This window comes from Bradyrhizobium sp. PUT101 (assembly GCF_052043945.1).
Classification (GTDB): domain Bacteria; phylum Pseudomonadota; class Alphaproteobacteria; order Rhizobiales; family Xanthobacteraceae; genus Bradyrhizobium.
On record NZ_CP197207.1, the window covers coordinates 4,467,946 to 4,492,448 of the forward strand.

Genomic DNA, 24,503 nt, shown 5'->3' on the forward strand with positions numbered 1-24,503 from the left:
TCGCGAAAGCAGACCTCATGTCCATCCTGATCGACAAGAACACCAAGGTCATCTGCCAGGGCTTCACCGGCAAGAACGGCACCTTCCATTCCGAGGCCGCGATCGCCTATGGCACGAAGATGGTCGGCGGCACCTCGCCGGGCAAAGGCGGCTCGACGCATCTGGGCCTGCCGGTGTTCGACACCGTGCGCGAGGCGCGTGAGAAGACCGGTGCGGATGCGTCGGTGATCTACGTGCCGCCGCCGGGCGCGGCGGACGCGATCTGCGAAGCCATCGACGCCGAGACCCCGCTGATCGTCTGCATCACCGAGGGCATTCCTGTTCTCGACATGGTGCGGGTGAAGCGCTCGCTGATCGGCTCCAAGTCGCGCCTGATCGGGCCGAACTGCCCGGGCGTCATGACCGCCGGCGAGTGCAAGATCGGCATCATGCCGGCCAACATCTTCAAGACCGGCTCGGTGGGCATCGTCTCCCGCTCCGGCACGCTGACCTATGAGGCTGTGTTCCAGACCTCCCAGGAAGGCCTCGGCCAGACCACCGCGGTCGGCATCGGCGGCGACCCGGTCAAGGGTACCGAGTTCATCGACGTGCTGGAGATGCTGCTCGCCGACCCCAAGACCGAATCGATCATCATGATCGGCGAGATCGGCGGTTCCGCCGAGGAGGACGCAGCCCAGTTCCTCAAGGACGAGGCCAAGCGCGGGCGCAAGAAGCCGATGGTCGGTTTCATCGCCGGCGTCACCGCCCCTCCCGGCCGCCGCATGGGGCATGCCGGTGCGATCATTTCGGGCGGCAAGGGCGACGCCGGTTCCAAGACCGAAGCGATGAAATCGGCTGGGATTACAGTGTCCCCGTCGCCTGCACGCCTCGGTCATACGCTTGCCGAAAAGTTGAAGGGCTAGTTCACTTCTTCGTGCTTTTCCGGGCGAAGTTTCGCAGCAAATAGGGTAAAGGGTGCCTGTCGCGCCGAGCCTCTGCCGGGGAGCTCGGCGCCAGCGCCGTTTGTTATGCGCGAACCGAAATCGCCAGGAACTCCAGTATGTCTCGCCAGGACGCGAACGCAGCCTTTGCCTTGTCTTCCTTTTTGCAGGGCACCAACGCCACCTACATCGACGAAATCTACGCCCGCTATGAAAAGGACCCGTCCTCGGTCGACGCCGAGTGGCAGGGGTTCTTCAAGAGCCTGAAGGACCAGCCGGACGACGTCCGCAAGAATGCCCAAGGCCCGTCCTGGGAGCGCGCCAACTGGCCGCTGACGCCCCAAGACGATCTGACCTCGGCGCTCGACGGCAACTGGGCCGAAGTCGAGAAGACGGTCGGCGGCAAGATCGCCGCCAAGGCGCAAGCCAAGGGCGCCGATATCTCCTCCGCCGATCTGCTCCAGGCCACGCGCGACTCCGTCCGCGCCCTGATGCTGATCCGCTCCTACCGCATGCGCGGCCACTTCCACGCCAAGCTCGACCCGCTCGGCATCGAAGCCCCGCGCAACCGCGAGGAGCTCGACCCGCGCACCTACGGCTTCAGCGAAGCCGATTTCGATCGCAAGATCTTCCTCGATCACGTGCTCGGTCTCGAATACGGCAGCTTGCGCGAGATCACCGCGATCTGCGAGCGCACCTATTGCCAGACGCTCGGCGTCGAGTTCATGCATATCAGCAATGCCGCGCAGAAGGCCTGGATCCAGGAGCGCATCGAGGGACCCGACAAGGAGATCTCGTTCACCCGCGAGGGCCGCCGCGCCATCCTGATGAAGCTGGTCGAAGCCGAGGGCTTCGAGAAATTCTGCGACACCAAGTTCACCGGCACCAAGCGCTTCGGCCTCGACGGCGGCGAGTCCCTGATTCCCGCGCTCGAGCAGATCATCAAGCGCGGCGGCAATCTCGGCGTGAAGGAGATCGTGCTCGGCATGCCGCATCGCGGCCGTCTCAACGTGCTGACGCAGGTGATGGGCAAGGCGCATCGCGCGCTGTTCCACGAATTCAAGGGCGGCTCGGCCAACCCCGACGCGGTCGAAGGCTCCGGCGACGTCAAATATCACCTCGGCGCCTCCTCGGACCGCGAGTTCGACGGCAACCGGATCCATCTGTCGCTGACCGCCAACCCGTCGCATCTCGAGATCGTCGATCCCGTCGTGCTCGGCAAGGTGCGTGCGAAGCAGGACCAGCACGGCGATCCGCCGGACATGCGCATCTCCGTCATGCCGCTCTTGATGCATGGCGACGCCGCGTTCGCCGGCCAGGGCGTGGTCGCGGAATGCTTCGGCCTGTCGGACCTGAAGGGCTACCGCACCGGCGGCTCCGTGCACTTCATCGTCAACAACCAGATCGGCTTCACGACGTATCCGCGCTACTCGCGCTCCTCGCCCTATCCGTCCGATGTGGCGAAGATGATCGACGCGCCGATCTTCCACGTCAACGGCGACGACCCGGAAGCCGTGGTGTTCGCGGCCAAGGTCGCAACCGAGTTCCGGCAGAAATTCCACAAGCCCGTCGTCATCGACATGTTCTGCTACCGCAGGCATGGCCATAACGAGGGCGACGAGCCGGCTTTCACCCAGCCGGTGATGTACAAGCGGATCGCGGCGCATCCCTCCACGCTGGAGCTCTACTCGCGGCGCCTGATCAGCGAGGGCGTGATCACCGAGGGCGAGGTCGAGAAGGCCAAGGCCGACTGGCGCGCTCGGCTCGATGCCGAGTTCGAGGCCGGCACCTCCTACAAGCCGAACAAGGCCGACTGGCTCGACGGCAAATGGGCGGGCTTCAAGATCGCCGACCAGGAAGAGGACGCCCGCCGCGGCGTCACCGGCGTCGATTTGCCTGTTCTCAAGGACATCGGCCGCAAGATCACCAAGGTGCCGGACGGCTTCCGCGTCCACCGCACCATCCAGCGCTTCCTGGAAAACCGCGCCAAGGCGATCGAGAACGGCGTCGGCATCGACTGGGCGACCGGCGAGGCGCTGGCGTTCTGCACGCTGCTGCACGAGAACCACCATGTCCGCCTGTCCGGACAGGATTCGGAGCGCGGCACCTTCTCGCAGCGCCACTCGGTCCTGATCGACCAGGAGGACGAGAGCCGCTACACGCCGTTCAACCATCTCGGCAGCGAGCAGGGCCATTACGAGGTCATCAACTCGCTGCTGTCGGAAGAAGCCGTGCTCGGCTTCGAATACGGCTATTCGCTCGCCGAACCGAACACGCTGACGCTGTGGGAAGCCCAGTTCGGCGATTTCGCCAACGGCGCGCAGGTCGTCTTCGACCAGTTCATCTCCTCGGGCGAGCGCAAATGGCTGCGCATGTCCGGCCTCGTCTGCCTGCTGCCGCACGGCTATGAGGGCCAGGGGCCGGAGCACTCCTCGGCGCGCCTCGAGCGTTTCCTGCAGATGTGCGCGGAAGACAACATGCAGGTGGTCTATCCGACCACGCCGGCGAACTACTTCCACGCGCTGCGCCGCCAGCTCCATCGCGAGATCCGCAAGCCGCTGATCATGATGACGCCGAAGTCGCTGCTGCGCCACAAGCGGGCCGTGTCGCGCCTCGAAGAGCTCGCGAAGGGCACGACCTTCCACCGCATCCTGTACGATGACGCCCAGATGCTGCCGAACGAGGCGATCAAGCTCGCTCCGGACGAGAAGATGCGCCGCATCGTGCTCTGCTCCGGCAAGGTCTATTACGACCTCTACGAGGAGCGCGAGAAGCGCGGCATCGACGACATCTATCTGATGCGCGTCGAGCAGCTCTATCCCGTGCCGCTCAAGGCGCTGGTGGCCGAGCTGTCGCGCTTCAAGAAGGCCGAAGTGGTGTGGTGCCAGGAAGAGCCCCGCAACATGGGTGCCTGGCACTTCATCGAGCCGTATCTGGAATGGGTGCTGAACCAGGTGAACGGTGCGAGCCGGCGTCCGCGTTATGTCGGCCGCGCCGCTTCCGCCGCGACAGCGACCGGTCTGATGTCGAAGCATCAGGCGCAGTTGAAGGCGTTCCTGGACGAAGCACTGAGCTAATTTTCTGAACTGCGTCATGCCCCGCCTCGTGCGCAACCGCGCACTGGAGCGGGGCATCCAGTACGCTGTGGCGTCCGTGCAGAGTACGAACGTCCGGTTTGCTGGATGGCTTGCTTTTCGCAGGCGATGACACCCGCACTTATGACCGCATTGGCGATCTCCTTAAGGAAAAGACCATGACTGAAATTCGTGTGCCGACGCTCGGCGAATCCGTCACCGAGGCCACCATCGGCCGCTGGTTCAAGAAGGCCGGCGACCCGGTCGCCGTCGACGAGCCCCTGGTGGAGCTCGAGACCGACAAGGTCACCATCGAAGTCCCGGCGCCCTCCGCGGGCACGCTGAGCGAGATCATCGCCGCCGACGGTACGACCGTCGCCGTCGGTGCGCTGCTCGGCCAGATCACCGAGGGTGCGGGCGCTGCCAAGCCCGCCGCCGCGCCCGCCAAGCCTGCCGCTGCTCCGGCTCCGGCCGCTGCCGCTCCGGCCGCCGCCGCCGCTGCATCGAAGGCGCCGCCCGCCGATGCGTCGCTCGCCCCGTCCGTGCGCAAGCTGTCGGCCGAGACCGGCATCGACGCCTCGACCGTTCCCGGCTCCGGCAAGGACGGCCGCGTCACCAAGGGCGACATGTTAGCTGCGATCGAGCGCGCCGCCTCTGCGCCCACGCCGGTCAACCAGCCCGCCGCCGCCGTTCAGGTGCGCGCGCCGTCGCCGGCCGATGACGCCGCCCGCGAAGAGCGCGTCAAGATGACCCGCCTGCGCCAGACCATCGCGCGCCGTCTCAAGGACGTGCAGAACACCGCGGCGATGCTGACGACCTTCAACGAGGTCGACATGACCAACGTCATGGCGCTGCGTTCGCACTACAAGGATGCGTTCGAGAAGAAGCATGGCGCCAAGCTCGGCTTCATGGGCTTCTTCACCAAGGCCGTCGTGCAGGCGCTGAGGGACATCCCGGCCGTCAACGCCGAGATCGACGGCAGCGACCTGATCTACAAGAACTACTACCACATCGGCGTCGCCGTCGGCACCGACAAGGGCCTCGTCGTGCCCGTGGTACGCGACTGCGATCACAAGTCGATCTCCGACATCGAGAAGAGCATCGCCGATTTCGGCCGCCGCGCCCGTGACGGCCAGCTCAAGATCGACGAGATGCAGGGCGGCACCTTCACCATCACCAATGGCGGCATCTACGGCTCGCTGATGTCGACCCCGATCCTGAACGCGCCGCAGTCCGGCATTCTCGGCATGCACAAGATCCAGGAGCGGCCGATGGTCGTCGCCGGCAAGATCGAGGTCCGCCCGATGATGTACCTGGCGCTGTCCTACGATCACCGCGTCATCGACGGCAAGGAAGCCGTCACCTTCCTCGTCCGCGTCAAGGAGAGCCTGGAAGATCCGGCGCGCCTGGTGCTCGATCTCTGATCCCTGTCGCTTTGCGAGCGCCGTCGCGATCAACGCGGCGGCGCGTGTCGAACCATGGAGGTGCGCGTGACGGATAAAGTCGTTGTCATCACCGGCGGCAGCCGCGGCATCGGGCGGGCGACCGCGATTGCGACGGCCGCGCGCGGCTTCCGTGTCGTGGTCGGCTATGCCAGCAACAAGACGGCCGCCGACGAGGTGGTCGCGCAGATCGAGGCCGCCAACGGCAAGGCCATCGCGGTGAAATGCGATGTCGCCGAGGAAAGCGACATCCTTGCCCTGTTCAAGGAAGCCGACAAGCTGGGCACGCTTGGCGCGCTCGTCAACAATGGCGGCATCGTCGGCAAGAGCGGCGTGCGCGTGGACGAGATGTCGGCCGAGCGCATCCAGCGCGTGATGGCGGTGAACGTGACCGGCTCCATCCTCTGCGCGCGCGAAGCCATCAAGCGAATGTCGACCAGGCACGGCGGCAAGGGCGGCGTGATCGTCAACCTCTCGTCTGTCGCTGCCAGGCTCGGCGCCCCCAACACTTATGTCGATTACGCCGCGTCCAAGGGCGCGGTGGATTCCTTCACCGTCGGCCTCGGCCACGAGGTCGCGGGCGAAGGCATCCGCGTCGCCGCCATCCGCCCCGGCCTGATCGACACCGAGATCCACGCGGCCGGCGGCGAGCCGGACCGCGCGCATCGTCTGGCCCATATGGTGCCGATGAAGCGCGTCGGCACCGCCGAGGAAATCGCCAATGCCATCGTCTGGCTGATGTCGGACGAAGCCTCCTACGTCACCTCAGCCATTCTCGATGTGTCCGGCGGACGCTGACGCACCGGCGGACGCTGACACATCCTCATCACGCCAAACCTCACGGGACTTTCTCTCATGGCTACCTACGATCTCGTCGTCATCGGCACCGGACCGGGCGGTTACGTCTGCGCGGTGCGCGCAGCCCAGCTCGGCATGAAAGTCGCCGTGGTCGAAAAGAACGCCACCCTCGGCGGCACCTGCCTCAATGTCGGCTGCATGCCGTCGAAGGCGCTGCTGCATGCCTCCGAGATGTTCGAAGAAGCCGGCCATTCCTTCGCCAAGATGGGCGTGAGCGTTTCCGCGCCGAAGCTCGATCTTCCCGCGATGATGAACTTCAAGCAGCAGGGCATCGACGGCAACGTCAAGGGTGTCGAGTTCCTGATGAAGAAGAACAAGATCGACGTGCTCAAGGGCACCGGCAAGATCCTCGGCACCGGCAAGGTCGAGGTCTCCGCCGACGGCAAGTCGCAGACGATCGAGACCAGGAACATCGTGATTGCCACCGGCTCCGACATCGCGCGTCTCAAGGGCATCGAGATCGACGAGAAGCGCATCGTGTCGTCCACCGGCGCGCTGTCGCTCGACAAGGTCCCCGGCAAGCTCCTGATCGTCGGTGCCGGCGTGATCGGCCTCGAGCTCGGCTCGGTCTGGCATCGTCTTGGCGCCGAAGTCGTGGTCGTCGAATTCCTCGATCGCATCCTGCCCGGCATGGACGGCGAGATCGCCAAGCAATTCCAGCGCATCCTCGAGAAGCAGGGCTTTGCGTTCAAGTTGGGGGCCAAGGTCACCGCGGTCGACACCTCGGGCAAGACGCTGAAGGCGACGATCGAGCCCGCTGCCGGCGGTTCGGCCGAGACGCTGGAAGCCGACGTCGTGCTCGTCTGCATCGGCCGCGTGCCCTACACCGACGGTCTCGGCCTGAAGGAAGCCGGCGTCGCACTCGACGCGCGCGGCCGCGTGCAGATCGATCCGCATTTCGCCACCAGCCTGAAGGGCGTCTATGCCATCGGCGATGTCGTCGCGGGCCCGATGCTCGCGCACAAGGCCGAGGACGAAGGCGTTGCAGTCGCGGAGATCATCGCCGGACAGGCCGGCCACGTGAACTACGACGTCATCCCCGGCGTCGTGTATACCACGCCGGAAGTGTCCTCCGTCGGCAAGACCGAGGAGGAACTGAAGCAGGCGGGCGTCGGTTACACCGTCGGAAAGTTTCCGTTCACCGCCAACGGCCGCTCCAAGGTCAACCAGACCACTGACGGCTTTGTGAAGATTCTCGCAGATGCGAAGACCGATCGCGTGCTCGGCGTGCACATTATCGGCCGCGAAGCCGGCGAAATGATCCATGAAGCCTGCGTTCTCATGGAATTCGGCGGCAGTGCGGAAGATCTCGCGCGCACCTGCCACGCCCATCCGACCCGCTCGGAGGCCGTCAAGGAAGCCGCGCTTGCAGTCGGGAAGCGGGCCATCCATATGTAGGCACGCGCCCAGCACCGAATCGGGCGGGAAACATATGCTGCGCCGCCTCCTTCAACCGGTCTGGGTCCTGCTTGCGATCATCTTCCTGATCGAAGCCTGGCTGTGGGACCATCTCGAGCCGATCGTTGCCAAGGTCGTCGCGGCCATCCCGCTGGCGCGCTTCAAGCAATGGCTGACGGAGCGCGTCGATGCGCTGTCGCCGGCCATGACGCTGCTCGTGTTCGCGGTCCCCATCGTCCCGCTGTTTCCGCTCAAGCTGGTCGGCCTCTGGCTGCTCGCGCATGAATACTGGACCAGCGCGGTCTTCACGATCCTGTTCGCGAAGCTGGTCGGCGTCGGCGTCACCGCCTTCGTGTTCGACGTGACGCGCACCAAGCTCCTGGAGATGCACTGGTTCGAGCGCATCTACGATCTGGTGCTGAAGGTGCGCGCCAGGGCCGCCGAGCTCGTCGATCCGATCAAGCGCCGTATCCGCGAGCTGATCGCCGGCGACGGGGAGGGGTGGTCCTCCCGCACGCTCCGCCTGGTCCTGCGCTTCCGCAAGAGCGTGCATCAGGCGCGCTGAGCGCCGCCGCGTGTTCGGTGTTCGCCACACACCCGCTGTCATCGCCCGGCTTGACCGGGCGATCCAGTATTCCAGAGACGTTAATCGAAGACGGAGAAGCCGCGGCGTACTGGATGCCCCGGTCCCGTCTTCGACAGGGCTACGCCGGGCTCACAACGGCGCTCGGCCGGCGAAGCTTCAGCGAAGACGGCAAGCCGGGGCATGACACTGTCTTTGTGGCGTTCAAGCCACATGGCTCAATCCCTCAATGCAAATGCAGGAAATGCGGCCACCACAGGCCGAGCGCGGTCATGAAGAGACCGGCGAGCGTCAGCACGCCGCTGACATAGGTCAGCGCGAACATGCCGGTGATTATGGTGGCCGAGGCCAGCACGATGCCGATCTGGAAGGCGGCCGACGCCAGCTCGAAGTGATGGTATTTCGCAGTCGCCTCGTCGCGATCATGCTGGGCGTGCTTGGCCTTCTCGGCGAGCTGCTCGGTGCCTTCGCCGGTCTCGGGCTCGGAGCGGTAGCGCTGCGCGGTCCTGGTCCAGTCGTCGACCTGCTTCTGCACCGTCGCCTTCATGGCATCATCGGTCGTGCCGGCCAGCGTCAACTTGCCTTGTTCTGCCGCGGTCAGCACCACGGTGCGGCGGATGCTCTTGGCCTGGAAGAACGCCCAGAGATTGGCAGCCTCGACGTTCTTGCTGATCGATTCGGTCTGCGCACCCTTGCCGAGCGTCTCCGAGATCGCCAGGAACAGCGCCAGCACGGCAATCAGGAGCGCGATCTTCTTGTTCGAGCCGGACGCGTGTTCGGCGTGCTCGGCATGCTCCATGCTTTCGTGTGCGCCCATTCATCTCTCCTGCCTCGGTTCCCCACGATTTGACCGAACCGTGCGCGCCGCGCAAGAGGCACGCGAGCTGTGACGGGAGTGTGTCAGCCTGCTGGCTCTCGTGTGCCGGACGCGGCACAGCGTGCAACGCTGCGCCGTTGAGCCGGGACCCAGCCATTCGGCACGAACGAGCCCGGTTCAGCAGCACGCCGCTGAAGAAGCTCCGCGCTGCGTCCGGGGCACGATCGCCTGCAAACTGTCAGCGCCGCGGATGCGCGCTCGCGTACACTTCCAGCAGCCGTTCGGCATCGATGCCGGTGTAGACCTGCGTGGTCGAGAGCGAGGAATGGCCGAGCAATTCCTGGATGGCGCGCAAGTCGCCGCCGCGCGAGAGCAGGTGCGTGGCGAAGGAGTGCCGGAGCGCGTGCGGCGTGGCGCTGTCGGGAAGTCCCAGCGCGCCGCGCAGCCGCTCCATCGCGAGCTGGATGATGCGCGGGCTCAAGGGCCCGCCGCGCGCGCCGACGAAGATCGGCCCCTCCGCCGGCAGCGGATACGGGCACATCGCGACGTACTCTTGAATCAGCGCGAGCACATTTTGCAGCACCGGCACCATCCGCGTCTTGTTGCCCTTGCCGGTGACGACGAGCACGTCGCCTTCGCCGGGACGCGGCACCTCGCGGCGCTTCAGGCCGAGCGCTTCGGAGATGCGCAGGCCCGAGCCATACAGCAGCGCCATCACCGCAGCGTCGCGCGCCACGATCCAGGTCTCGCGGTCCTCGCCGGCACGCTCGTCGGCGTCGGCCAGGCGTTTTGCGGAGGCCATCGGCAGCGGTTTCGGCAGGCTCTTCGCAACCTTTGGCGCGCGGATTGCGGACAATGCACCGACCTTGCCCTTGCCCTCGCGTTCGAGGAAACGGCCGAACGAGCGCAGGCCCGCCAGCGCGCGCATCAGGCTGCGTCCGGCAATGTCGTCGGCCCTGCGCATCGCCATGAACGCGCGAACGTCGGTGGCCTCCAGCGCCGCGAAGCGCGCCAGCGTGACGCGCTCGCCCCAATGATTGCTGAGGAAATCCAGGCACTGCCGCAAGTCGCGGCCATAGGCCTCCAGCGTCTTCGGCGACAGCCGCCGCTCGGCGCCGAGATGCGACAGCCAGCGTGCCATCTCCTGCGCGATCGAGGGGTCGGCGCTGGCGAGCTCGATTCTTGGGGCTGCGGCTTTGCTCATGCGCTCTGGACGTGGTGATTCCGCACAGTATATCGCATCACACTCGTTTATCGTTCGCTAAGGCCGGCCCGCGGCGCTAGCCTGAAGTCCCCGAGTTCCGATTCTCCACCCATGGATCACACACCGCGCAGCCCCGCCTCCGCCCACGCGACCGGCATGGTCGACGTGCTGGTGCCGGTCGCGCTCGACCAGACCTATTCCTACAAGGTGCCGCGCGGGATGGAGCTGAAGGCGGGCGATCTCGTCGGCGTGCCGCTCGGCCCGCGCGAGGTGCTCGCCGTGGTGTGGGGCGAGAATGCCAATCCCGATCCGCGCCTGCACAATCGACTCAAGGAGGTCAGCGAGAAGCTCGACATCCCGCCGCTGAAGCCCGAGCTGCGCTCGGTGGTGGACTGGGTCGCCAATTACACGCTGAGCCCGCGCGGCATGGTGCTGCGCATGTGCCTGCGGATGGGCGAGAATCTCGGCCCGGAGCGCGTGCGCGCCGGCGTGCGCTTGGTCGGCGATCCCCCGAAGCGCCTGACGCCGGCACGGCAGCGGGTGATCGCGGTGCTGTCCGACCGGCTGCTGCACGGCAAGTCCGAGGCGGCCAAGGAAGCCGGCGTCTCCTCAGGCGTGATCGACGGCCTCGTCGACGAAGGCACGCTCACGGTCGAGCCGATGCCGCCGCCCCCGCCGCCGCCCGCGCCCGATCCGGACTTCGGCCGGCCGGATTTCACACCGCTCCAGCGCGCCGCCGTCGACACGATGCGCGCGCTCGCGGCCAACGGCACCTTCCATGTCGCGCTGCTCGACGGTGTCACCGGCTCGGGCAAGACCGAGGTCTATTTCGAGGCCGTGGCCGAGGTGATCCGCCGCGGAAAGCAGTCGCTGATCCTGATGCCGGAGATCGCGCTCACCGGCCAGTTCCTCGATCGCTTCGCGCAGCGTTTCGGCGTGCGGCCGATCGAGTGGCATTCCGAGCTGACGCCGCGCACCCGCGCGCGCAATTGGGCGGCGATCTCCGAAGGCAGTGCGCCGGTCGTGGTCGGCGCGCGCTCGGCGCTGTTTCTGCCCTACGCCAATCTCGGCCTCATCGTCGTCGATGAAGAGCACGACCAGGCCTACAAGCAGGACGAGGGCGTGCATTACCACGCCCGCGACATGGCGGTGGTGCGCGCGCATATCGCCAGGATCCCGGTCGTGCTGGCCTCCGCGACGCCGTCGGTCGAATCCGAGGTCAATGCGCGCAAGAACCGCTATCAGCGCATCGCGCTGCCCTCGCGCTTCGGCGGCCAGCACATGCCGCATATCGAGGCGATCGATCTGCGCCGCGAGCCGCCCGCGCGCGGCCGCTTCATCTCGCCGCGGCTTGCCGGCGAGATTAGAATCGCGATCGAGCGGCGCGAGCAGGCGCTCCTGTTCCTCAACCGCCGCGGCTATGCACCGCTGACCTTGTGCCGTGCCTGCGGCCATCGCTTCGCCTGCACCATCTGCGATGCCTGGCTGGTCGATCATCGCTTTCGCCAACGCCTGGTCTGTCACCATTGCGGCTTCTCGATGCCGCGCCCGCATATCTGTCCGAACTGCTCGGCGGAGGAATCGCTTGTCGCGGTCGGTCCCGGCGTCGAGCGCCTGCAGGAGGAGGCGGCGGCGCTGTTCCCGGAAGCGCGCACCATGGTGCTGTCGAGCGATCTCATCACCTCGATCGAGACGATGCGCTCGGAACTCGCCGAAATCGCGGAAGGTCGGGTCGACATCATCATCGGCACGCAGATCGTCGCAAAAGGCCACAATTTCCCGCGGCTCAATCTGGTCGGCGTGATCGATGCGGATCTTGGCCTCAGCAACGGCGATCCGCGCGCGGCGGAGCGCACCTGGCAATTGCTCAATCAGGTGATCGGCCGCGCCGGCCGCGAGCAGGGCCGCGGCGTCGGCTACCTCCAGACCCATCAGCCCGATCATCCCGTGATGAAGGCGCTGATCGCCTGCGACCGCGAGGCCTTCTACGACAGCGAGATCGACCTGCGCGAGAAGACGCTATATCCGCCGTTCGGCCGGCTCGCGAGCCTGATCATTTCGGCAGGCGACCGGCCGAGCGCCGAAGGCTTTGGGCGGCGACTCGTCACGCTCGCGCCGCGCGACGAACGCGTGGTGGTGCTGGGCCCGGCGGAAGCGCCGCTCGCCGTCATCAAGGGCCGCTATCGCTTTCGCATCCTGGTGAAATCGGCGCGCGGCTTCGATCTGTCGGATTACCTGCGCAACTGGCTCGCGGTCTGCCCGAAGCCATCAGGCAATCAGAAGCTCGAAGTCGACGTCGATCCGCAGAGCTTTTTGTAAGCGCCACTGTCACCAAATGCTTGGTCGTCATTCCGGGGCGCGACGAAGTCGCGAGCCCGGAATCCATTCCTCCACCAACTCTGCCGCGCGATGGATTCCGGGCTCGCGCTGCGCGCCCCGGGAATGACAATAAAAAAAGCCCGCGGTCCCCCAAGACCACGGGCTTGTCTCACGCGCGCAGCAAACTGATGAAAACTGCGCGTGTGAGGAGAGGCGCTGAAGCGCCCCTTTAGGAAACGACTTCCGCGGTGACACGGCCGACGCCGGCACCGGTGAGGCCGATGGCGCGAGCAGCGCCCGTGGAGAGGTCGAGGACACGGCCGCGAATGAATGGCCCGCGGTCATTGATGGTGACGACCACGCTCTGGCCGCGATGGGTGACACGCAGCTTGGTGCCGAACGGCAGCGAACGGTGCGCCGCGGTCATGGCGTTCTGGTTGAAGCGCTGGCCCGACGCCGTCCGGCTGCCGGACTCGTTGCCGTAAAAGGAAGCCATGCCGGCGAAGCTGTGGCCCGTGCCGGAAGTCGGCGTCATCGACGCATTGGCGTTGCGCCAATCGGACGTCGCGTTGGTATCGGTCTGGGCGTGGTGGCGGTGATGATGATGCCGGTGATGCCGGGATTTGGCGGAAGCTTCGGTGGCAGTTCCACCGACGAGGATGGTTGCGGCGACAAGAGCGATCACCGTACGCGGCCGGGTCACAAAGCCCAGCGTCTTCAAAGGCAGCATTTAATGGTCCCTAAGCTAGTATTGCCACATATGTGGCTAGTGGAGCCCCCATCAGTTTGTGAGCGGTTTGGCGTTTCGTTTCTCAATGAGGCGTGAATTGGGCAGTAAATCGAGTATGTTTCGTCATGAAACATCTTGTTACCGTTGTACGATAATCAGCGGATGTTTCGTAATCTTCGGCTTTAACGATTCATTAACCTCATGATTACTTCATAATACTGTAAAGCGAAGTGATCGCTTCGATTGTTCAGAATTCGGTAAGTATTCGGCCAGTGGAACCAGCCACTCCAGAATCACGCCTCTGCGATCCGTGTTCATGGCCGCTATGCGTTGGGGGCAGGAACCAACTGCGGCAAGGCCCGCGGCAATTTCCGTGACGTGGGAGGTCCTCGGTTCCAACGCGCGCCGACGACCTCGAGGCATCGCCCGCTGCGACGAACTGGCGACAGAACCTCGTGCCTTTAATTTGGCGTCATGTTGCACCTGCGCGCCTGCTATGTTAGCAAAGCCGCGATTTTAACGAGCCCGGCACCTCCCGTGCTGGTCGAAAATCGAAGTCCCGCTTGAATTCCAAGGGCTTGGATCGCTAGGCGCCGCTTCGTGGCGACGGTTTTTCCCTTGCGAGTTTGACAGCAAAAAGAGCGCGTCTGTGGCTGCAGAAGATACGTCCGTTTCAGGTGTGTCCGGCCGTTATGCAACGGCCTTGTTTGAACTGGCCCGCGACCAGAAAGCGGTCGACGAGGTCAAAGCCGATCTCGACAAATTCGAGGCCTTGCTGAACGAGAGCGCCGATCTCAAGCGCCTCGTCCGCAGCCCGGTGTTCGCGGCCGACGCCCAGTCCCGAGCCCTTTCGGCCGTGCTGGCCAGGGCCGGCATCGCCGGCATCTCCGCCAATTTCCTCAAAGTGCTGACCGCCAACCGCCGCCTGTTCGTGGTGGCCGACGTCATCCGCGCCTATCGCGCCCTCGTCGCCAAGTTCAAGGGCGAGGCCACGGCCGACGTCACCGTGGCGGAAGCGCTTTCGGACAAGAATCTCGACGCCCTCAAGGTTGCCCTGAAATCGGTGACCGGCAAGGACGTCGCGCTGAACGTGAATGTCGATCCCTCGATCATCGGTGGCCTCATGGTCAAGCTGGGCAGCCGGATGATCGATAGTTCGCTTCGCACCAAACTCAATTCGATCAAGCACGCGATGAAAGAGGCAGGCTGATGGACATCCGCGCCGCGGAAATTTCCGCGATCCTCAAGGACCAGATCAAGAATTTCGGCCAGGAAGCTGAAGTTTCCGAAGTCGGACAGGTGCTGTCCGTCGGCGACGGTATCGCTCGCGTCTACGGTCTGGACAACGTCCAGGCCGGTGAAATGGTCGAGTTCGAGAACGGCACCCGCGGCATGGCGCTGAACCTCGAAACCGACAACGTCGGTGTCGTTATTTTCGGTGCCGACCGCGAGATCAAGGAAGGCCAGACCGTCAAGCGCACCCGCGCCATCGTGGACGCGCCGGTCGGCAAGGGCCTGCTCGGCCGCGTCGTCGACGCGCTCGGCAATCCCATCGACGGCAAGGGTCCGATCCAGGCCGACAAGCGCATGCGCGTCGACGTCAAGGCGCCCGGCATCATTCCGCGCAAGTCGGTGAACGAGCCGATGGCGACCGGTCTCAAGGCGATCGACGCCCTGATCCCGATCGGCCGCGGCCAGCGCGAGCTGATCATCGGCGACCGTCAGACCGGCAAGACCGCGATCGCGCTCGACACCATCCTGAACCAGAAGCCGCTCAACGCGCAGCCGGACGAGAACATCAAGCTGTACTGCGTCTACGTCGCGGTCGGCCAGAAGCGTTCGACCGTCGCCCAGTTCGTGAAGGTGCTGGAAGAGCAGGGCGCGCTCGAGTACTCGATCATCGTCGCCGCCACCGCTTCGGATCCGGCGCCGATGCAGTACATCGCGCCGTTCACCGGCTGCACCATGGGCGAGTATTTCCGCGACAACGGCATGCACGCCGTCATCATCTATGACGATCTGTCCAAGCAGGCCGTCGCCTACCGCCAGATGTCGCTGCTGCTGCGCCGCCCGCCGGGCCGCGAAGCTTATCCGGGCGACGTGTTCTATCTGCACTCCCGCCTGCTCGAGCGTGCGGCGAAGCTGAACGCTGACCACGGTTCGGGCTCGCTGACGGCACTGCCGGTCATCGAAACCCAGGCCAACGACGTGTCGGCCTACATCCCGACCAACGTCATCTCGATCACCGATGGCCAGATCTTCCTGGAAACCGATCTGTTCTTCCAGGGCATCCGTCCCGCCGTGAACGTCGGTCTCTCAGTGTCACGCGTCGGCTCCTCGGCGCAGACCAAGGCCACCAAGAAGGTTGCCGGCAAGATCAAGGGCGAGCTCGCGCAGTACCGCGAAATGGCGGCGTTCGCGCAGTTCGGCTCCGACCTCGACGCCTCGACCCAGCGCCTGCTCAACCGCGGTTCGCGCCTGACCGAGCTCCTGAAGCAGCCGCAATTCGCGCCGCTGAAGATGGAAGAGCAGGTCTGCGTGATCTGGGCCGGTACCAACGGCTATCTCGATCCGCTCCCGGTCAGCAAGGTGCGCGCATTCGAGGACGGCCTGTTGTCGCTGCTGCGCGGCAAGAATGTCGAGATCCTCAACTCGATCCGCGACAGCCGCGACCTCACCGACGACACCGCCGCCAAGCTGAAGTCGGTTGTCGAAGGTTTTGCGAAGAGCTTCGCTTAAGACTGCCCGTCATGGCCGGGCAAGAGCGCGAAGCGCGTCTTCGCAATTGAAGTCCCGGCCATCCACGCCTTGCGGCGTGGTGGGAGAAGACGTGGATGCCCGGGACAAGCCCGGGCATGACGAAAGGATAGGGACGCGGTCAGGCCATAGGCTGACCGCCGGGGTGAACGAAGAATGGCGTCTCTTAAAGACATGCGCGTCCGCATCGCCTCCACCAAGGCGACGCAAAAGATCACCAAGGCGATGCAGATGGTTGCTGCGTCCCGGTTGCGCCGTGCCCAGCAGGCGGCCGAGGCGGCCCGGCCCTATGCCGACAAGATGAGTTCGGTGATCTCCAATATCGCCAGCGCTGCCGCGGGTTCGCCCGGCGCGCCGGCACTGCTCGCCGGCACCGGCAAGGACCAGGTTCACCTGCTGCTGGTCTGCACCGGCGAGCGTGGCCTGTCCGGCGCCTTCAACTCCTCGATCGTTCGTCTTGCCCGCGATCGCGCCCAGGCGCTGATGGCGCAGGGCAAGGAAGTGAAATTCTTCTGCGTCGGCCGCAAGGGCTATGAGCAGCTCCGCCGCCTGTTCGACAAGCAGATCGTCGAGCATCTCGATCTGCGCAGCGTTCGCCAGCTCGGCTTCGTCAACGCCGAGGACATCGCCAGGAAGGTGCTGGCCCGTTTCGACAACGGCGAGTTCGATGTCTGCACGCTGTTCTACGCGCAGTTCAAGTCGGTGATCGCCCAGGTCCCGACCGCGCAGCAGATCATTCCGCTGGTCGTGGAAGCGAAGGCGGCGAATGCACCGACGACGTCCTACGAATACGAGCCGGAAGAGGACGAACTCCTCTCCGGCCTGTTGCCGCGCAACATCGCGGTGCAGATCTTCCGCGCGCTGCTGGAAAACAACGCCTCGTTCTACGGCGCGCAGATGAGCTCGATGGACAATGCCACCCGCAACGCCGGCGAAATGATCCGCAAGCAAACCCAGATCTACAACCGAACCCGTCAAGCCCAGATCACCAAGGAGCTGATCGAGATCATCTCCGGCGCCGAGGCGGTCTGACGCACCAACCAAACGACGGTCGTTAAAGTACAGAATTTCGAAGGAGAGCTTCATGGCTACAGCAGCTACCCAGGTCGGTCGCGTCACCCAGGTCATGGGTGCCGTCGTCGACGTTCAGTTCGAGGGCCACCTCCCGGCCATTCTCAATTCGCTGGAAACCAAGAACGGCAACATCCGCCTCGTGCTGGAAGTTGCGCAGCATCTCGGTGAGTCCACCGTGCGCACGATCGCGATGGACGTGACCGAAGGTCTGGTGCGCGGCCAGGAAGTGACCGACACCGGCCAGCCGATCCGCGTTCCCGTCGGCGAAGGCACGCTCGGCCGCATCATCAACGTCATCGGCGAGCCGATCGACGAAGCCGGCCCGGTCAAGTCCGAAGGCCTGCGCCCCATCCACCAGGAAGCGCCGAGCTACACCGACCAGTCGACCGAGGCTGAAATTCTCGTCACCGGCATCAAGGTCGTCGACCTTCTCGCTCCGTATGCGAAGGGCGGCAAGATCGGCCTGTTCGGCGGCGCCGGCGTCGGCAAGACCGTGCTGATCCAGGAGCTGATCAACAACGTCGCGAAGGCGCACGGCGGTTACTCCGTGTTCGCCGGCGTCGGCGAGCGCACCCGCGAGGGCAACGACCTCTATCACGAGTTCATCGAGTCCAAGGTCAACGCCGATCCGAAGAATCCGGATCCGAGCGTGAAGTCGAAGTGCGCGCTGGTATTCGGCCAGATGAACGAGCCGCCCGGCGCCCGCGCCCGCGTCGCGCTCACCGGTCTGACCATCGCGGAAGACTTCCGCGACAAGGGCCAGGACGTGCTGTTCTTCGTCGACAACATCTTCCGCTTCACCCAGGCGGGCTCGGAAGTGTCGGCGCTGCTCGGCCGTATTCCTTCGGCGGTGGGTTATCAGCCGACGCTCGCCACCGACATGGGCGCGCTGCAGGAGCGCATCACCACCACGCAGAAGGGTTCGATCACCTCGGTGCAGGCCATCTACGTCCCGGCCGACGACTTGACCGACCCGGCGCCGGCGACCTCGTTCGCGCATCTTGACGCGACCACGACGCTGTCGCGCTCGATCGCCGAAAAGGGCATCTATCCGGCGGTGGACCCGCTCGACTCGACCTCGCGCATGCTCTCCCCGCTGGTCGTCGGCGAGGAGCACTACGCGGTCGCCCGTCAGGTCCAGCAGGTGCTGCAGCGCTACAAGGCGCTTCAGGACATCATCGCCATTCTCGGCATGGACGAGCTTTCGGAAGAGGACAAGCTGACCGTGGCCCGCGCCCGCAAGGTCGAGCGTTTCATGTCGCAGCCGTTCCACGTCGCCGAAATCTTCACGGGTTCGCCGGGCAAGTTCGTCGACCTCGCCGACACCATCAAGGGCTTCAAGGGCCTGGTCGAAGGCAAGTACGACCACCTGCCGGAAGCCGCCTTCTACATGGTCGGCACCATCGAAGAAGCCGTCGAGAAGGGCAAGAAGCTGGCCGCTGAAGCGGCTTAAGAGGCGAATGGCGAATAGGGAGCAGCGAATGGTTCGCTGCTCCTGCTCGCCACTCGCTATTCGCCACTCGCTATTCGCAGGTTCTCCATGGCCACCTTTCACTTCGATCTCGTCTCTCCGGAACAGCTCGCCTTCTCGGGCGAGGTCGATCAGGTCGACATCCCCGGCGTCGAAGGTGATTTCGGCGTGCTGGCCGGACATGCGCCGGTCGTGGCCGCGATCCGGCCCGGCATTCTCACCATCACCACCGGCGGCAAGCACGAGAAGATCATCGTGCTCGGCGGCCTCGCCGAAGTCTCCGAAAAGGGCCTGACCGTGCTGGCCGACGTCGCGACGTCGCTGGCCGAGCTCGACCGCGCCCAGTTCGCCGAGACGATCGCTGAGATGGAAGAGAATCTGAAGGAGCACGAAGGCGGCGAGCTCGATCACGCCATCGAGCGGCTCGACCACTTCAAGAGCATCCAGCACCAGCTCAATTCCACGGCTATGCACTAAGCCCCGGGGCACCGCTCCGGGGCTCAAGCCTGCAATTCCTGAACAGGTTCAGCGCTCGTCACCACCGTGGCGGGCGCTGAAACTTTGCTGCAGGATCGATCGAGCTGCCGCGCATTTGTCTCGAAGTGTCAAACACTTCGCTACTGTGCATGGGGTTGTTTTCGCAGTTTAGTTTGCGAAGCCCGCAAACTGCTGCACCACCGCGCGGTAGACCTCGCGGCGGAACGGCACCACGAGGTCGACGACGCGGTCGAGGCGCTCCCAGCGCCAGGCGTCGAACTCCGCGGGCTGGCCGTTGCGCGGCGTCAGCGGATCGATCTCGTCGTCGCGGCCGGTGAAGCGCAGCGCAAACCATTTTTGCCGCTGCCCGCGAAACTTCGCCAGCCGGTGCGTCTCCGGCCCGTCGTAAGGCGGGAACTCGTAGGCCAACCAGTCGGTTTCGCCGAGATAGTCGGCGCTGACCACGCTGGTCTCCTCCCAGAGCTCGCGCATCGCCGCATCGCGCAGATTCTCGCCTTCGTCGACGCCGCCCTGCGGCATCTGCCAGTCGAGCCCCGGCAAGATGATCTCCGGGCCGTCGCCCTTGAAGCGGTGGCCAATCAGCACGCGGCCGTCGCCATTGAACAGGGCGATGCCCACGTTGGGCCGGTAGGGCTTTTCATTGGTCACGCGCGGATCTTTCGTCGTCATCCCCAGCGATGCATTAGCATCGAACCCGGAATGACAACGGCTTTATTCGTCCACCAGCGCGGAAAATTCCTTCACCACGCGCTCATAGACCGGGCGCTTGAAGGGAATGATCAGCCCGGTCAGATTCTGCATCGGCTCCCAGCGCCAGCTCACGAATTCGGCCTTGTGGCCGCCACCGCCGGGCTTTTCGACGTTGATCTCGCTGTCCTTGCCGGTGAAGCGCACCGCGTACCATTTCTGGCGCTGGCCGCGGTAGCGGCCCTTCCAGGCGCGTCCCGCAACCGTGCGGGGAATGTCGTAAGTGAGCCAGTCCGGGACTTCGCCGAGCCGCTCGACCGAGCGTACGCTGGTCTCCTCGTAGAGCTCGCGCTTGGCAGCTTCCCAGGTGTCCTCGCCGGGGTCGACGCCGCCTTGCGGCATCTGCCAGACATGGGTGTCGTCGACATGCTCGATGCCGCCTGCGCGGCGGCCGATGAACACCAGTCCCTTGGGATTGATCAGCATCACACCGACGCAGGTCCGGTAGGGCAGATCCTCGTAACGCGCCATTCCGCCAGACCTCTCGCATGCCTCAGGTCCGGCTTGATGCGGCCCCGCGGGAGCCGTGCCGTACCAATTCGTTGATTTAGCTGGATTTTGATTTCAGCATCGCGGTTGTCAATGGCACCAAAAGGATACCTCGGTCGCCCAATGTCTTGGTCCAGGCGCCGATGCGCTCGATCGAGACCGGCAGGGCGGAGGCCGTGCCGACGGCGATGCCGCGTTCGCGCGCCGTCGATTCGAGCTTGTTCAGGGCGCGGTCGATCTCGGTCGGGGTCGGCACCACGTCGATGGCGATGTCGCCCTTGCCGAACGGCATGGCTTGGTTGGCCGCGGCCTGGGGCGCGATGCTGCGCGGCGAGGAGCCGTCGTCGAAGAAGCCGAGGCCGCGCTTGGCCGCCTCGCGGATGATCGGCTGCATCGCCGGCTCGGTCGCGATGAATCGCGCGCCCATGAAATTGGTGAGGCCGGCATAGCCCTGCATCCGGCTCAGGTGCCAATGGAGACGGTCCATGTTCTGGTCGGCGCTGAGCGAGGTCAGCAGCGTCTGCGGCCCCGGATCGTTGTCCGGGAAGTCGTAGGGTTCCATCGGGATCTGGAGGAAGACCTCGTGACGCTGCGCACGGGCCCGCTCGACGAGCTTGCCGGGGTCGGCGCCATAGGGCGTGAAGGCCAGCGTCACTGCCGCCGGCAGCTTCATGATCGCGTCGGTTGTCTTGGCGGCGCCGACGCCGAGGCCGCCGATCACGATCGCCACCACGGGCATCTTGGCGGCCTTGGCGCGGTCGGCGTCCGCCGCATAGACGTTGAACGGCTTCAGCCCGTCAGCGACCACGGGGATCATGCCGTAGCGTGATTTCTCCAGCAGCTTCGGATTGATCCCGGCCATGACGGACGGCGGGGCGGATGCCGCCTCGCTTTTGTCGGCGGTATCGCCGCCGCCGATCACCACGTCGTGGCGGGCGCCGGTCGAGCCGTCGATCATGGTGATGGTCTTCTGCTCGCCGGGGGCGGCCTGCTTCGGCACCTCCCTGGTGTCGGGCTTGCTGTCCTGCCCGTGCCCGGCCGCGGGCTTCTCGTCGGTCGCCTTGTCCGTGGCACCGGGAGCGCGGATCGCAAGCCGCGTCATCGGCTCGCCGCCGAGCGGATCCTTGTTGAAGATGGCGAAGCCGGCAAAGGTGACGAGGAACAGGCCGAGCACGACGGCAAGCAGCTGCATGGCCGTGAACGGCAGCCGCAGCCGGCGTTTCCGGCGCGGCTTGTCCTGTCCGAGCGGGGCGCTCAGATCATCGGCCGTTTCAGTCATGCGAGGTCCCGAATCACTCCAGCCGACGATACCACGCCGTGGTCAAGCGGCGGCAGGCCGGGATAGGCCGGGGACGTCGGGAGCTCCACGCAAAAAAGGGCGGCTCCAGGAGCCGCCCCTTTCGTCAGATCGCAGAATGCGACGACTTAGTTCGCCGCTTTGGGCTTGTCGGTCGTGGCCTTGCTGTCGCCGCCCGGCGTGGGCGCGGCGGAGGCGCTGTTCTTGATGCCGTGGAGCAGGTCGCCGGCGAGTTTGAGCGCCTTGTCATCCTTCGCATCCGGCGGGACATAGGACTGCGAGCCGGTCTTCTCGTCGCCGTCGTTCTTCAGATGGCCGCGCAGCGAAGCCTCGCCCTTGGTGTCGGTGCGCGACTTCAACTCGTCCGGCACGTCCTGCAGCACCTCGATGTCGGGCACGATGCCCTTGGCCTGGATCGACTTGCCCGACGGCGTGTAGTAGCGGGCCGTGGTCAGCCGCAGCGCTCCGTTGCCGCTTCCGAGCGGAATGATGGTCTGCACCGAACCCTTGCCGAACGAGCGCGTGCCGACGATCGTCGCACGCTTGTGGTCCTGCAGCGCGCCGGCGACGATTTCCGACGCCGAGGCCGAGCCGCCATTGACCAGCACGATGACCGGCTTGCCCTTGGTCAGATCGCCCGCATGCGCGGTGCGGCGCTGGGTCTCCTCGGCGTTGCGGCCGCGGGTCGAGACGATCTCGCCCTTCTCCAGGAACGAGTCGGAGACGGTGACCGCTTCCTCGAGCAGGCCGCCCGGATTGTTGCGGAGGTCGATGATGAAGCCCTTGAGCTTGTCGCCGATCTGGTTCGAGAGGTTGGAAACCTCGCGCTTCAGCCCTTCGGTGGTCTGCTCGTTGAAGGTGGTGATGCGGATGTAGGCGATGTCATCCTGCTCGACGCGCGCGCGCACGGAGCGGACGCGGATGTTGTCGCGCACCAGCGTGACGTCGATCGGATTGTCCTGGCCCTTGCGGATGATCTTGAGCTTGATCTTGGTGTTGACCGGGCCGCGCATCTTCTCGACCGCCTGGTTGAGGGTCAGGCCCTGCACCGCCTCGTCGTCGAGATTGGTGATGATGTCGTTGGCCATGACGCCGGCGCGCGAGGCCGGCGTGTCGTCGATCGGCGAGACCACCTTGATCAGGCCGTCTTCCATCGTGACCTCGATGCCAAGGCCGCCGAACTCACCGCGGGTCTGCACCTGCATGTCGCGGAAGCTCTTGGCGTCCATGTAGCTCGAATGCGGATCGAGGCCGGTGAGCATGCCGCTGATGGCGGATTCGATCAGCTTGGTGTCGTCGGGCTTCTCGACATAGTCGGAGCGCACGCGCTCGAAGACGTCGCCGAACAGATTGAGCTGACGATAGGTGTCCGCGGTGGCGGCTCGCGCGCTGGAGCCCATGAAGACCGCGCGCGGCTGGGTCACGAACAGCGTCAGCGCTGCACCGGTGGCGGCGCTGAGGAGGATTACTGAGGTCTTGCGCATCATCCGCGAACCTTCTCGCCTTCATTTGCGGCCCACCATGGGCCTGGATCGATTGGAGTGCCGTCTTTACGGAACTCGACATACAGCACAGGTTGACTCGCGTTCGTGGCGAGAATGGAGGCGACTTGAGAAGTCGACCCCATGGTCGCGACCGGCTCCCCCGTGAGCACAAACTGGCCGATGTTGACCGAAATGCGCTCCATCCCGGCGATCAGGACATGATACCCGCCCCCGGCATTGAGGATCAAGAGTTGTCCATAGCTGCGGAATGGGCCGGCATAGACCACCCAGCCGTCACACGGCGTCGTGACCTGGGAGCCGGGCTTGGTAGCCAGCGAAATGCCCTTCTGGACCCCGCCGACCCCGTCGGAACCGCCAAAGTCCCTGATCTTGTTACCGTTAACAGGGAGAGGCAAAAGGCCCTTGGCCGAGGCGAAGGCCATCGCCGGGGTGGTGCGGGACTTGTCCTTGAAAGCGCCCGGGCCCGACTTGACGTTGGCGCTGGCGGCCGCCTTGGCCTCGGCCTGCCTTGCAGCCTCGGCCGCCTTCTCGGCTGCCTTGGCCGCGCTTTGCAGGTCCTGCTCCATCTTGGCGATCAGCCCCTGGAGATCGCCGACCTGCCTTGAAAGCGCGATGGCGCGCGAATTCTCGGCGTCCAGATCCTTCTCGCGTGCCGCCTGCTGGCGCTGCCGCTCGTCGACCAGGGCGGTGAGCCGGGTCTGGTCGTTGCGGACCTTGTCGCGGTCGGTGGCGAGCTGGTCGCGCTCGGTGGCGATGGTCTTGCGCAAGGCCACGAGCTCGCCGAGCTCGCCCGCGATCTTCTCGGCGCGGCCGCGCAATTCCGGCACGACGGCGCCGAGCAGCATCGCCGTGCGCAGTGATTGCAGCGCATCTTCGGGCCGCACCAGCAGCGCCGGCGGCGTGCGCCGGCCGGCGCGCTGCAAGGCCGCCAGCACCTCGACGATGTCGGCACGGCGCGAATCGAGCGAGGTGCGCATCTGCTGCTCGCGGCCGTTCAGCGCGCGCAGGCGCGCTTCGGCCTCGTCGATCTTGGTCTCCACAGTGCGCACATTGGCGGCGGTCTCGATCAGCTGCTGATTGAGCTGGGTGCGGTCCTGGCCGAGCGCGGTGATCTCGGCCTTGAGCTTGGCCTGTGCTTCTTCCGCGCTCTTCTGCCTGGCGCGCGCGGCTTCCAGCTCCTGCTCACGCTGCTTGATCGCGTCGGGCGAGATGGCCGCGGTCTGCGGCGCCGGTGTTGCCGTCTGGGCTTGCGCGAGGCTTGCGCCGGCGACGTTGGCGATCAGCAGTAGGTTGAGAATCGGCGCTCGCATCGCTTCTCAG

The 24,503-nt window shown here is 65.3% G+C and carries 20 protein-coding genes; 12 read left to right on the plus strand and 8 right to left on the minus strand.

Features of this window, described 5'->3' with window-relative positions; genetic code table 11:
- Nucleotides 1-17 precede the first annotated feature (17 nt).
- The 6 genes from sucD to ACSHT2_RS21685 all read left to right on the plus strand — a co-directional run bounded on the left by sucD (nt 18) and on the right by ACSHT2_RS21685 (nt 8,257).
- On the plus strand, nt 18-902 hold the full coding sequence (gene sucD / locus ACSHT2_RS21660) for a succinate--CoA ligase subunit alpha (protein ID WP_440636435.1): 885 nt from the start codon (nt 18-20) through the stop codon (nt 900-902).
- Nucleotides 903-1,039: 137 nt separating this feature from the next.
- Nucleotides 1,040-3,997 carry a 2-oxoglutarate dehydrogenase E1 component gene (locus ACSHT2_RS21665; protein WP_440636436.1) on the plus strand — a complete coding sequence of 986 codons (2,958 nt, stop codon included), beginning with the start codon at nt 1,040-1,042 and terminating at the stop codon, nt 3,995-3,997.
- A 176-nt stretch (nt 3,998-4,173) separates the two neighbouring features.
- A complete protein-coding gene (gene odhB / locus ACSHT2_RS21670; protein WP_440636437.1) occupies nt 4,174-5,418 on the plus strand; it encodes a 2-oxoglutarate dehydrogenase complex dihydrolipoyllysine-residue succinyltransferase in 1,245 nt (414 codons plus the stop codon).
- Between the two features lie 54 nt (nt 5,419-5,472).
- The gene (locus ACSHT2_RS21675) at nt 5,473-6,234 is read left to right on the plus strand and encodes an SDR family oxidoreductase (protein WP_440636438.1); all 762 of its coding nucleotides are present in this window, start codon (nt 5,473-5,475) and stop codon (nt 6,232-6,234) included.
- 57 nt (nt 6,235-6,291) lie between these two features.
- Complete coding sequence (lpdA, locus tag ACSHT2_RS21680) at nt 6,292-7,692, plus strand: dihydrolipoyl dehydrogenase (protein ID WP_440636439.1); 1,401 nt, start codon at nt 6,292-6,294, stop codon at nt 7,690-7,692.
- Between the two features lie 34 nt (nt 7,693-7,726).
- Nucleotides 7,727-8,257 (plus strand): hypothetical protein, encoded by a 531-nt coding sequence (locus tag ACSHT2_RS21685; protein ID WP_440636440.1) that lies wholly within the window; start codon nt 7,727-7,729, stop codon nt 8,255-8,257.
- Between the two features lie 244 nt (nt 8,258-8,501).
- Here the strand turns inward: ACSHT2_RS21685 and ACSHT2_RS21690 are convergent, their stop codons facing one another.
- Both ACSHT2_RS21690 and ACSHT2_RS21695 read right to left on the minus strand, forming a co-directional pair.
- A complete protein-coding gene (locus ACSHT2_RS21690; protein WP_440636442.1) occupies nt 8,502-9,092 on the minus strand; it encodes a DUF4337 domain-containing protein in 591 nt (196 codons plus the stop codon).
- Nucleotides 9,093-9,330: 238 nt separating this feature from the next.
- The gene (locus ACSHT2_RS21695; RefSeq protein ID WP_440636443.1) at nt 9,331-10,296 is read right to left on the minus strand and encodes a tyrosine recombinase XerC; all 966 of its coding nucleotides are present in this window, start codon (nt 10,294-10,296) and stop codon (nt 9,331-9,333) included.
- Nucleotides 10,297-10,407: 111 nt separating this feature from the next.
- Between ACSHT2_RS21695 and ACSHT2_RS21700 the strand changes: the two genes are divergently transcribed.
- On the plus strand, nt 10,408-12,615 hold the full coding sequence (locus ACSHT2_RS21700; RefSeq protein ID WP_440636444.1) for a primosomal protein N': 2,208 nt from the start codon (nt 10,408-10,410) through the stop codon (nt 12,613-12,615).
- A gap of 229 nt (nt 12,616-12,844) precedes the next feature.
- On the opposite strand, the gene ACSHT2_RS21705 is transcribed toward ACSHT2_RS21700, so the two are convergent.
- Nucleotides 12,845-13,345 carry a septal ring lytic transglycosylase RlpA family protein gene (locus ACSHT2_RS21705; RefSeq protein ID WP_440636445.1) on the minus strand — a complete coding sequence of 167 codons (501 nt, stop codon included), beginning with the start codon at nt 13,343-13,345 and terminating at the stop codon, nt 12,845-12,847.
- 649 nt (nt 13,346-13,994) lie between these two features.
- Between ACSHT2_RS21705 and ACSHT2_RS21710 the strand changes: the two genes are divergently transcribed.
- The 5 genes from ACSHT2_RS21710 to ACSHT2_RS21730 all read left to right on the plus strand — a co-directional run bounded on the left by ACSHT2_RS21710 (nt 13,995) and on the right by ACSHT2_RS21730 (nt 19,124).
- Nucleotides 13,995-14,555 (plus strand): F0F1 ATP synthase subunit delta, encoded by a 561-nt coding sequence (locus ACSHT2_RS21710; protein WP_440636446.1) that lies wholly within the window; start codon nt 13,995-13,997, stop codon nt 14,553-14,555.
- Nucleotides 14,555-16,084 (plus strand): F0F1 ATP synthase subunit alpha, encoded by a 1,530-nt coding sequence (gene atpA, locus ACSHT2_RS21715; RefSeq protein WP_440636447.1) that lies wholly within the window; start codon nt 14,555-14,557, stop codon nt 16,082-16,084. The genes ACSHT2_RS21710 and atpA overlap by 1 nt, the downstream gene beginning before the upstream one ends.
- Nucleotides 16,085-16,258: 174 nt before the next feature.
- Complete coding sequence (locus ACSHT2_RS21720) at nt 16,259-17,134, plus strand: F0F1 ATP synthase subunit gamma (protein ID WP_440636448.1); 876 nt, start codon at nt 16,259-16,261, stop codon at nt 17,132-17,134.
- A 52-nt stretch (nt 17,135-17,186) separates the two neighbouring features.
- The gene (atpD, locus tag ACSHT2_RS21725; protein ID WP_440636449.1) at nt 17,187-18,629 is read left to right on the plus strand and encodes a F0F1 ATP synthase subunit beta; all 1,443 of its coding nucleotides are present in this window, start codon (nt 17,187-17,189) and stop codon (nt 18,627-18,629) included.
- 87 nt (nt 18,630-18,716) lie between these two features.
- A complete protein-coding gene (locus tag ACSHT2_RS21730) occupies nt 18,717-19,124 on the plus strand; it encodes a F0F1 ATP synthase subunit epsilon (RefSeq protein WP_440636450.1) in 408 nt (135 codons plus the stop codon).
- 168 nt (nt 19,125-19,292) lie between these two features.
- Here ACSHT2_RS21730 and ACSHT2_RS21735 read toward each other — a convergent pair whose 3' ends face one another.
- From ACSHT2_RS21735 to ACSHT2_RS21755, 5 genes are all read right to left on the minus strand, one after another.
- Complete coding sequence (locus ACSHT2_RS21735; RefSeq protein ID WP_440642898.1) at nt 19,293-19,793, minus strand: RNA pyrophosphohydrolase; 501 nt, start codon at nt 19,791-19,793, stop codon at nt 19,293-19,295.
- A gap of 63 nt (nt 19,794-19,856) precedes the next feature.
- A complete protein-coding gene (locus ACSHT2_RS21740) occupies nt 19,857-20,363 on the minus strand; it encodes an RNA pyrophosphohydrolase (RefSeq protein WP_440636451.1) in 507 nt (168 codons plus the stop codon).
- Between the two features lie 76 nt (nt 20,364-20,439).
- The gene (locus ACSHT2_RS21745) at nt 20,440-21,660 is read right to left on the minus strand and encodes a divergent polysaccharide deacetylase family protein (protein ID WP_440636452.1); all 1,221 of its coding nucleotides are present in this window, start codon (nt 21,658-21,660) and stop codon (nt 20,440-20,442) included.
- Between the two features lie 146 nt (nt 21,661-21,806).
- A complete protein-coding gene (locus tag ACSHT2_RS21750; RefSeq protein ID WP_319330804.1) occupies nt 21,807-23,165 on the minus strand; it encodes a S41 family peptidase in 1,359 nt (452 codons plus the stop codon).
- Nucleotides 23,162-24,493: a murein hydrolase activator EnvC family protein gene (locus tag ACSHT2_RS21755; protein ID WP_440636453.1), complete on the minus strand. Its 1,332-nt coding sequence runs from the start codon at nt 24,491-24,493 to the stop codon at nt 23,162-23,164. The genes ACSHT2_RS21750 and ACSHT2_RS21755 overlap by 4 nt, the downstream gene beginning before the upstream one ends.
- Nucleotides 24,494-24,503: the final 10 nt, after the last annotated feature.

Coding starts and splice junctions, on each gene's coding strand:
- ACSHT2_RS21750 (WP_319330804.1), bottom strand. CDS start 23,165: ATGATGCGCAAGACCTCAGTAATCCTCCTCAGCGCCGCCACCGGTGCA.
- sucD (WP_440636435.1), top strand. CDS start 18: ATGTCCATCCTGATCGACAAGAACACCAAGGTCATCTGCCAGGGCTTC.
- ACSHT2_RS21700 (WP_440636444.1), top strand. CDS start 10,408: ATGGATCACACACCGCGCAGCCCCGCCTCCGCCCACGCGACCGGCATG.
- ACSHT2_RS21755 (WP_440636453.1), bottom strand. CDS start 24,493: ATGCGAGCGCCGATTCTCAACCTACTGCTGATCGCCAACGTCGCCGGC.
- atpA (WP_440636447.1), top strand. CDS start 14,555: ATGGACATCCGCGCCGCGGAAATTTCCGCGATCCTCAAGGACCAGATC.
- lpdA (WP_440636439.1), top strand. CDS start 6,292: ATGGCTACCTACGATCTCGTCGTCATCGGCACCGGACCGGGCGGTTAC.
- ACSHT2_RS21675 (WP_440636438.1), top strand. CDS start 5,473: ATGGAGGTGCGCGTGACGGATAAAGTCGTTGTCATCACCGGCGGCAGC.
- ACSHT2_RS21740 (WP_440636451.1), bottom strand. CDS start 20,363: ATGGCGCGTTACGAGGATCTGCCCTACCGGACCTGCGTCGGTGTGATG.
- ACSHT2_RS21745 (WP_440636452.1), bottom strand. CDS start 21,660: ATGACTGAAACGGCCGATGATCTGAGCGCCCCGCTCGGACAGGACAAG.
- ACSHT2_RS21695 (WP_440636443.1), bottom strand. CDS start 10,296: ATGAGCAAAGCCGCAGCCCCAAGAATCGAGCTCGCCAGCGCCGACCCC.
- ACSHT2_RS21705 (WP_440636445.1), bottom strand. CDS start 13,345: ATGCTGCCTTTGAAGACGCTGGGCTTTGTGACCCGGCCGCGTACGGTG.
- ACSHT2_RS21685 (WP_440636440.1), top strand. CDS start 7,727: ATGCTGCGCCGCCTCCTTCAACCGGTCTGGGTCCTGCTTGCGATCATC.
- ACSHT2_RS21665 (WP_440636436.1), top strand. CDS start 1,040: ATGTCTCGCCAGGACGCGAACGCAGCCTTTGCCTTGTCTTCCTTTTTG.
- odhB (WP_440636437.1), top strand. CDS start 4,174: ATGACTGAAATTCGTGTGCCGACGCTCGGCGAATCCGTCACCGAGGCC.
- ACSHT2_RS21690 (WP_440636442.1), bottom strand. CDS start 9,092: ATGGGCGCACACGAAAGCATGGAGCATGCCGAGCACGCCGAACACGCG.
- atpD (WP_440636449.1), top strand. CDS start 17,187: ATGGCTACAGCAGCTACCCAGGTCGGTCGCGTCACCCAGGTCATGGGT.
- ACSHT2_RS21730 (WP_440636450.1), top strand. CDS start 18,717: ATGGCCACCTTTCACTTCGATCTCGTCTCTCCGGAACAGCTCGCCTTC.
- ACSHT2_RS21720 (WP_440636448.1), top strand. CDS start 16,259: ATGGCGTCTCTTAAAGACATGCGCGTCCGCATCGCCTCCACCAAGGCG.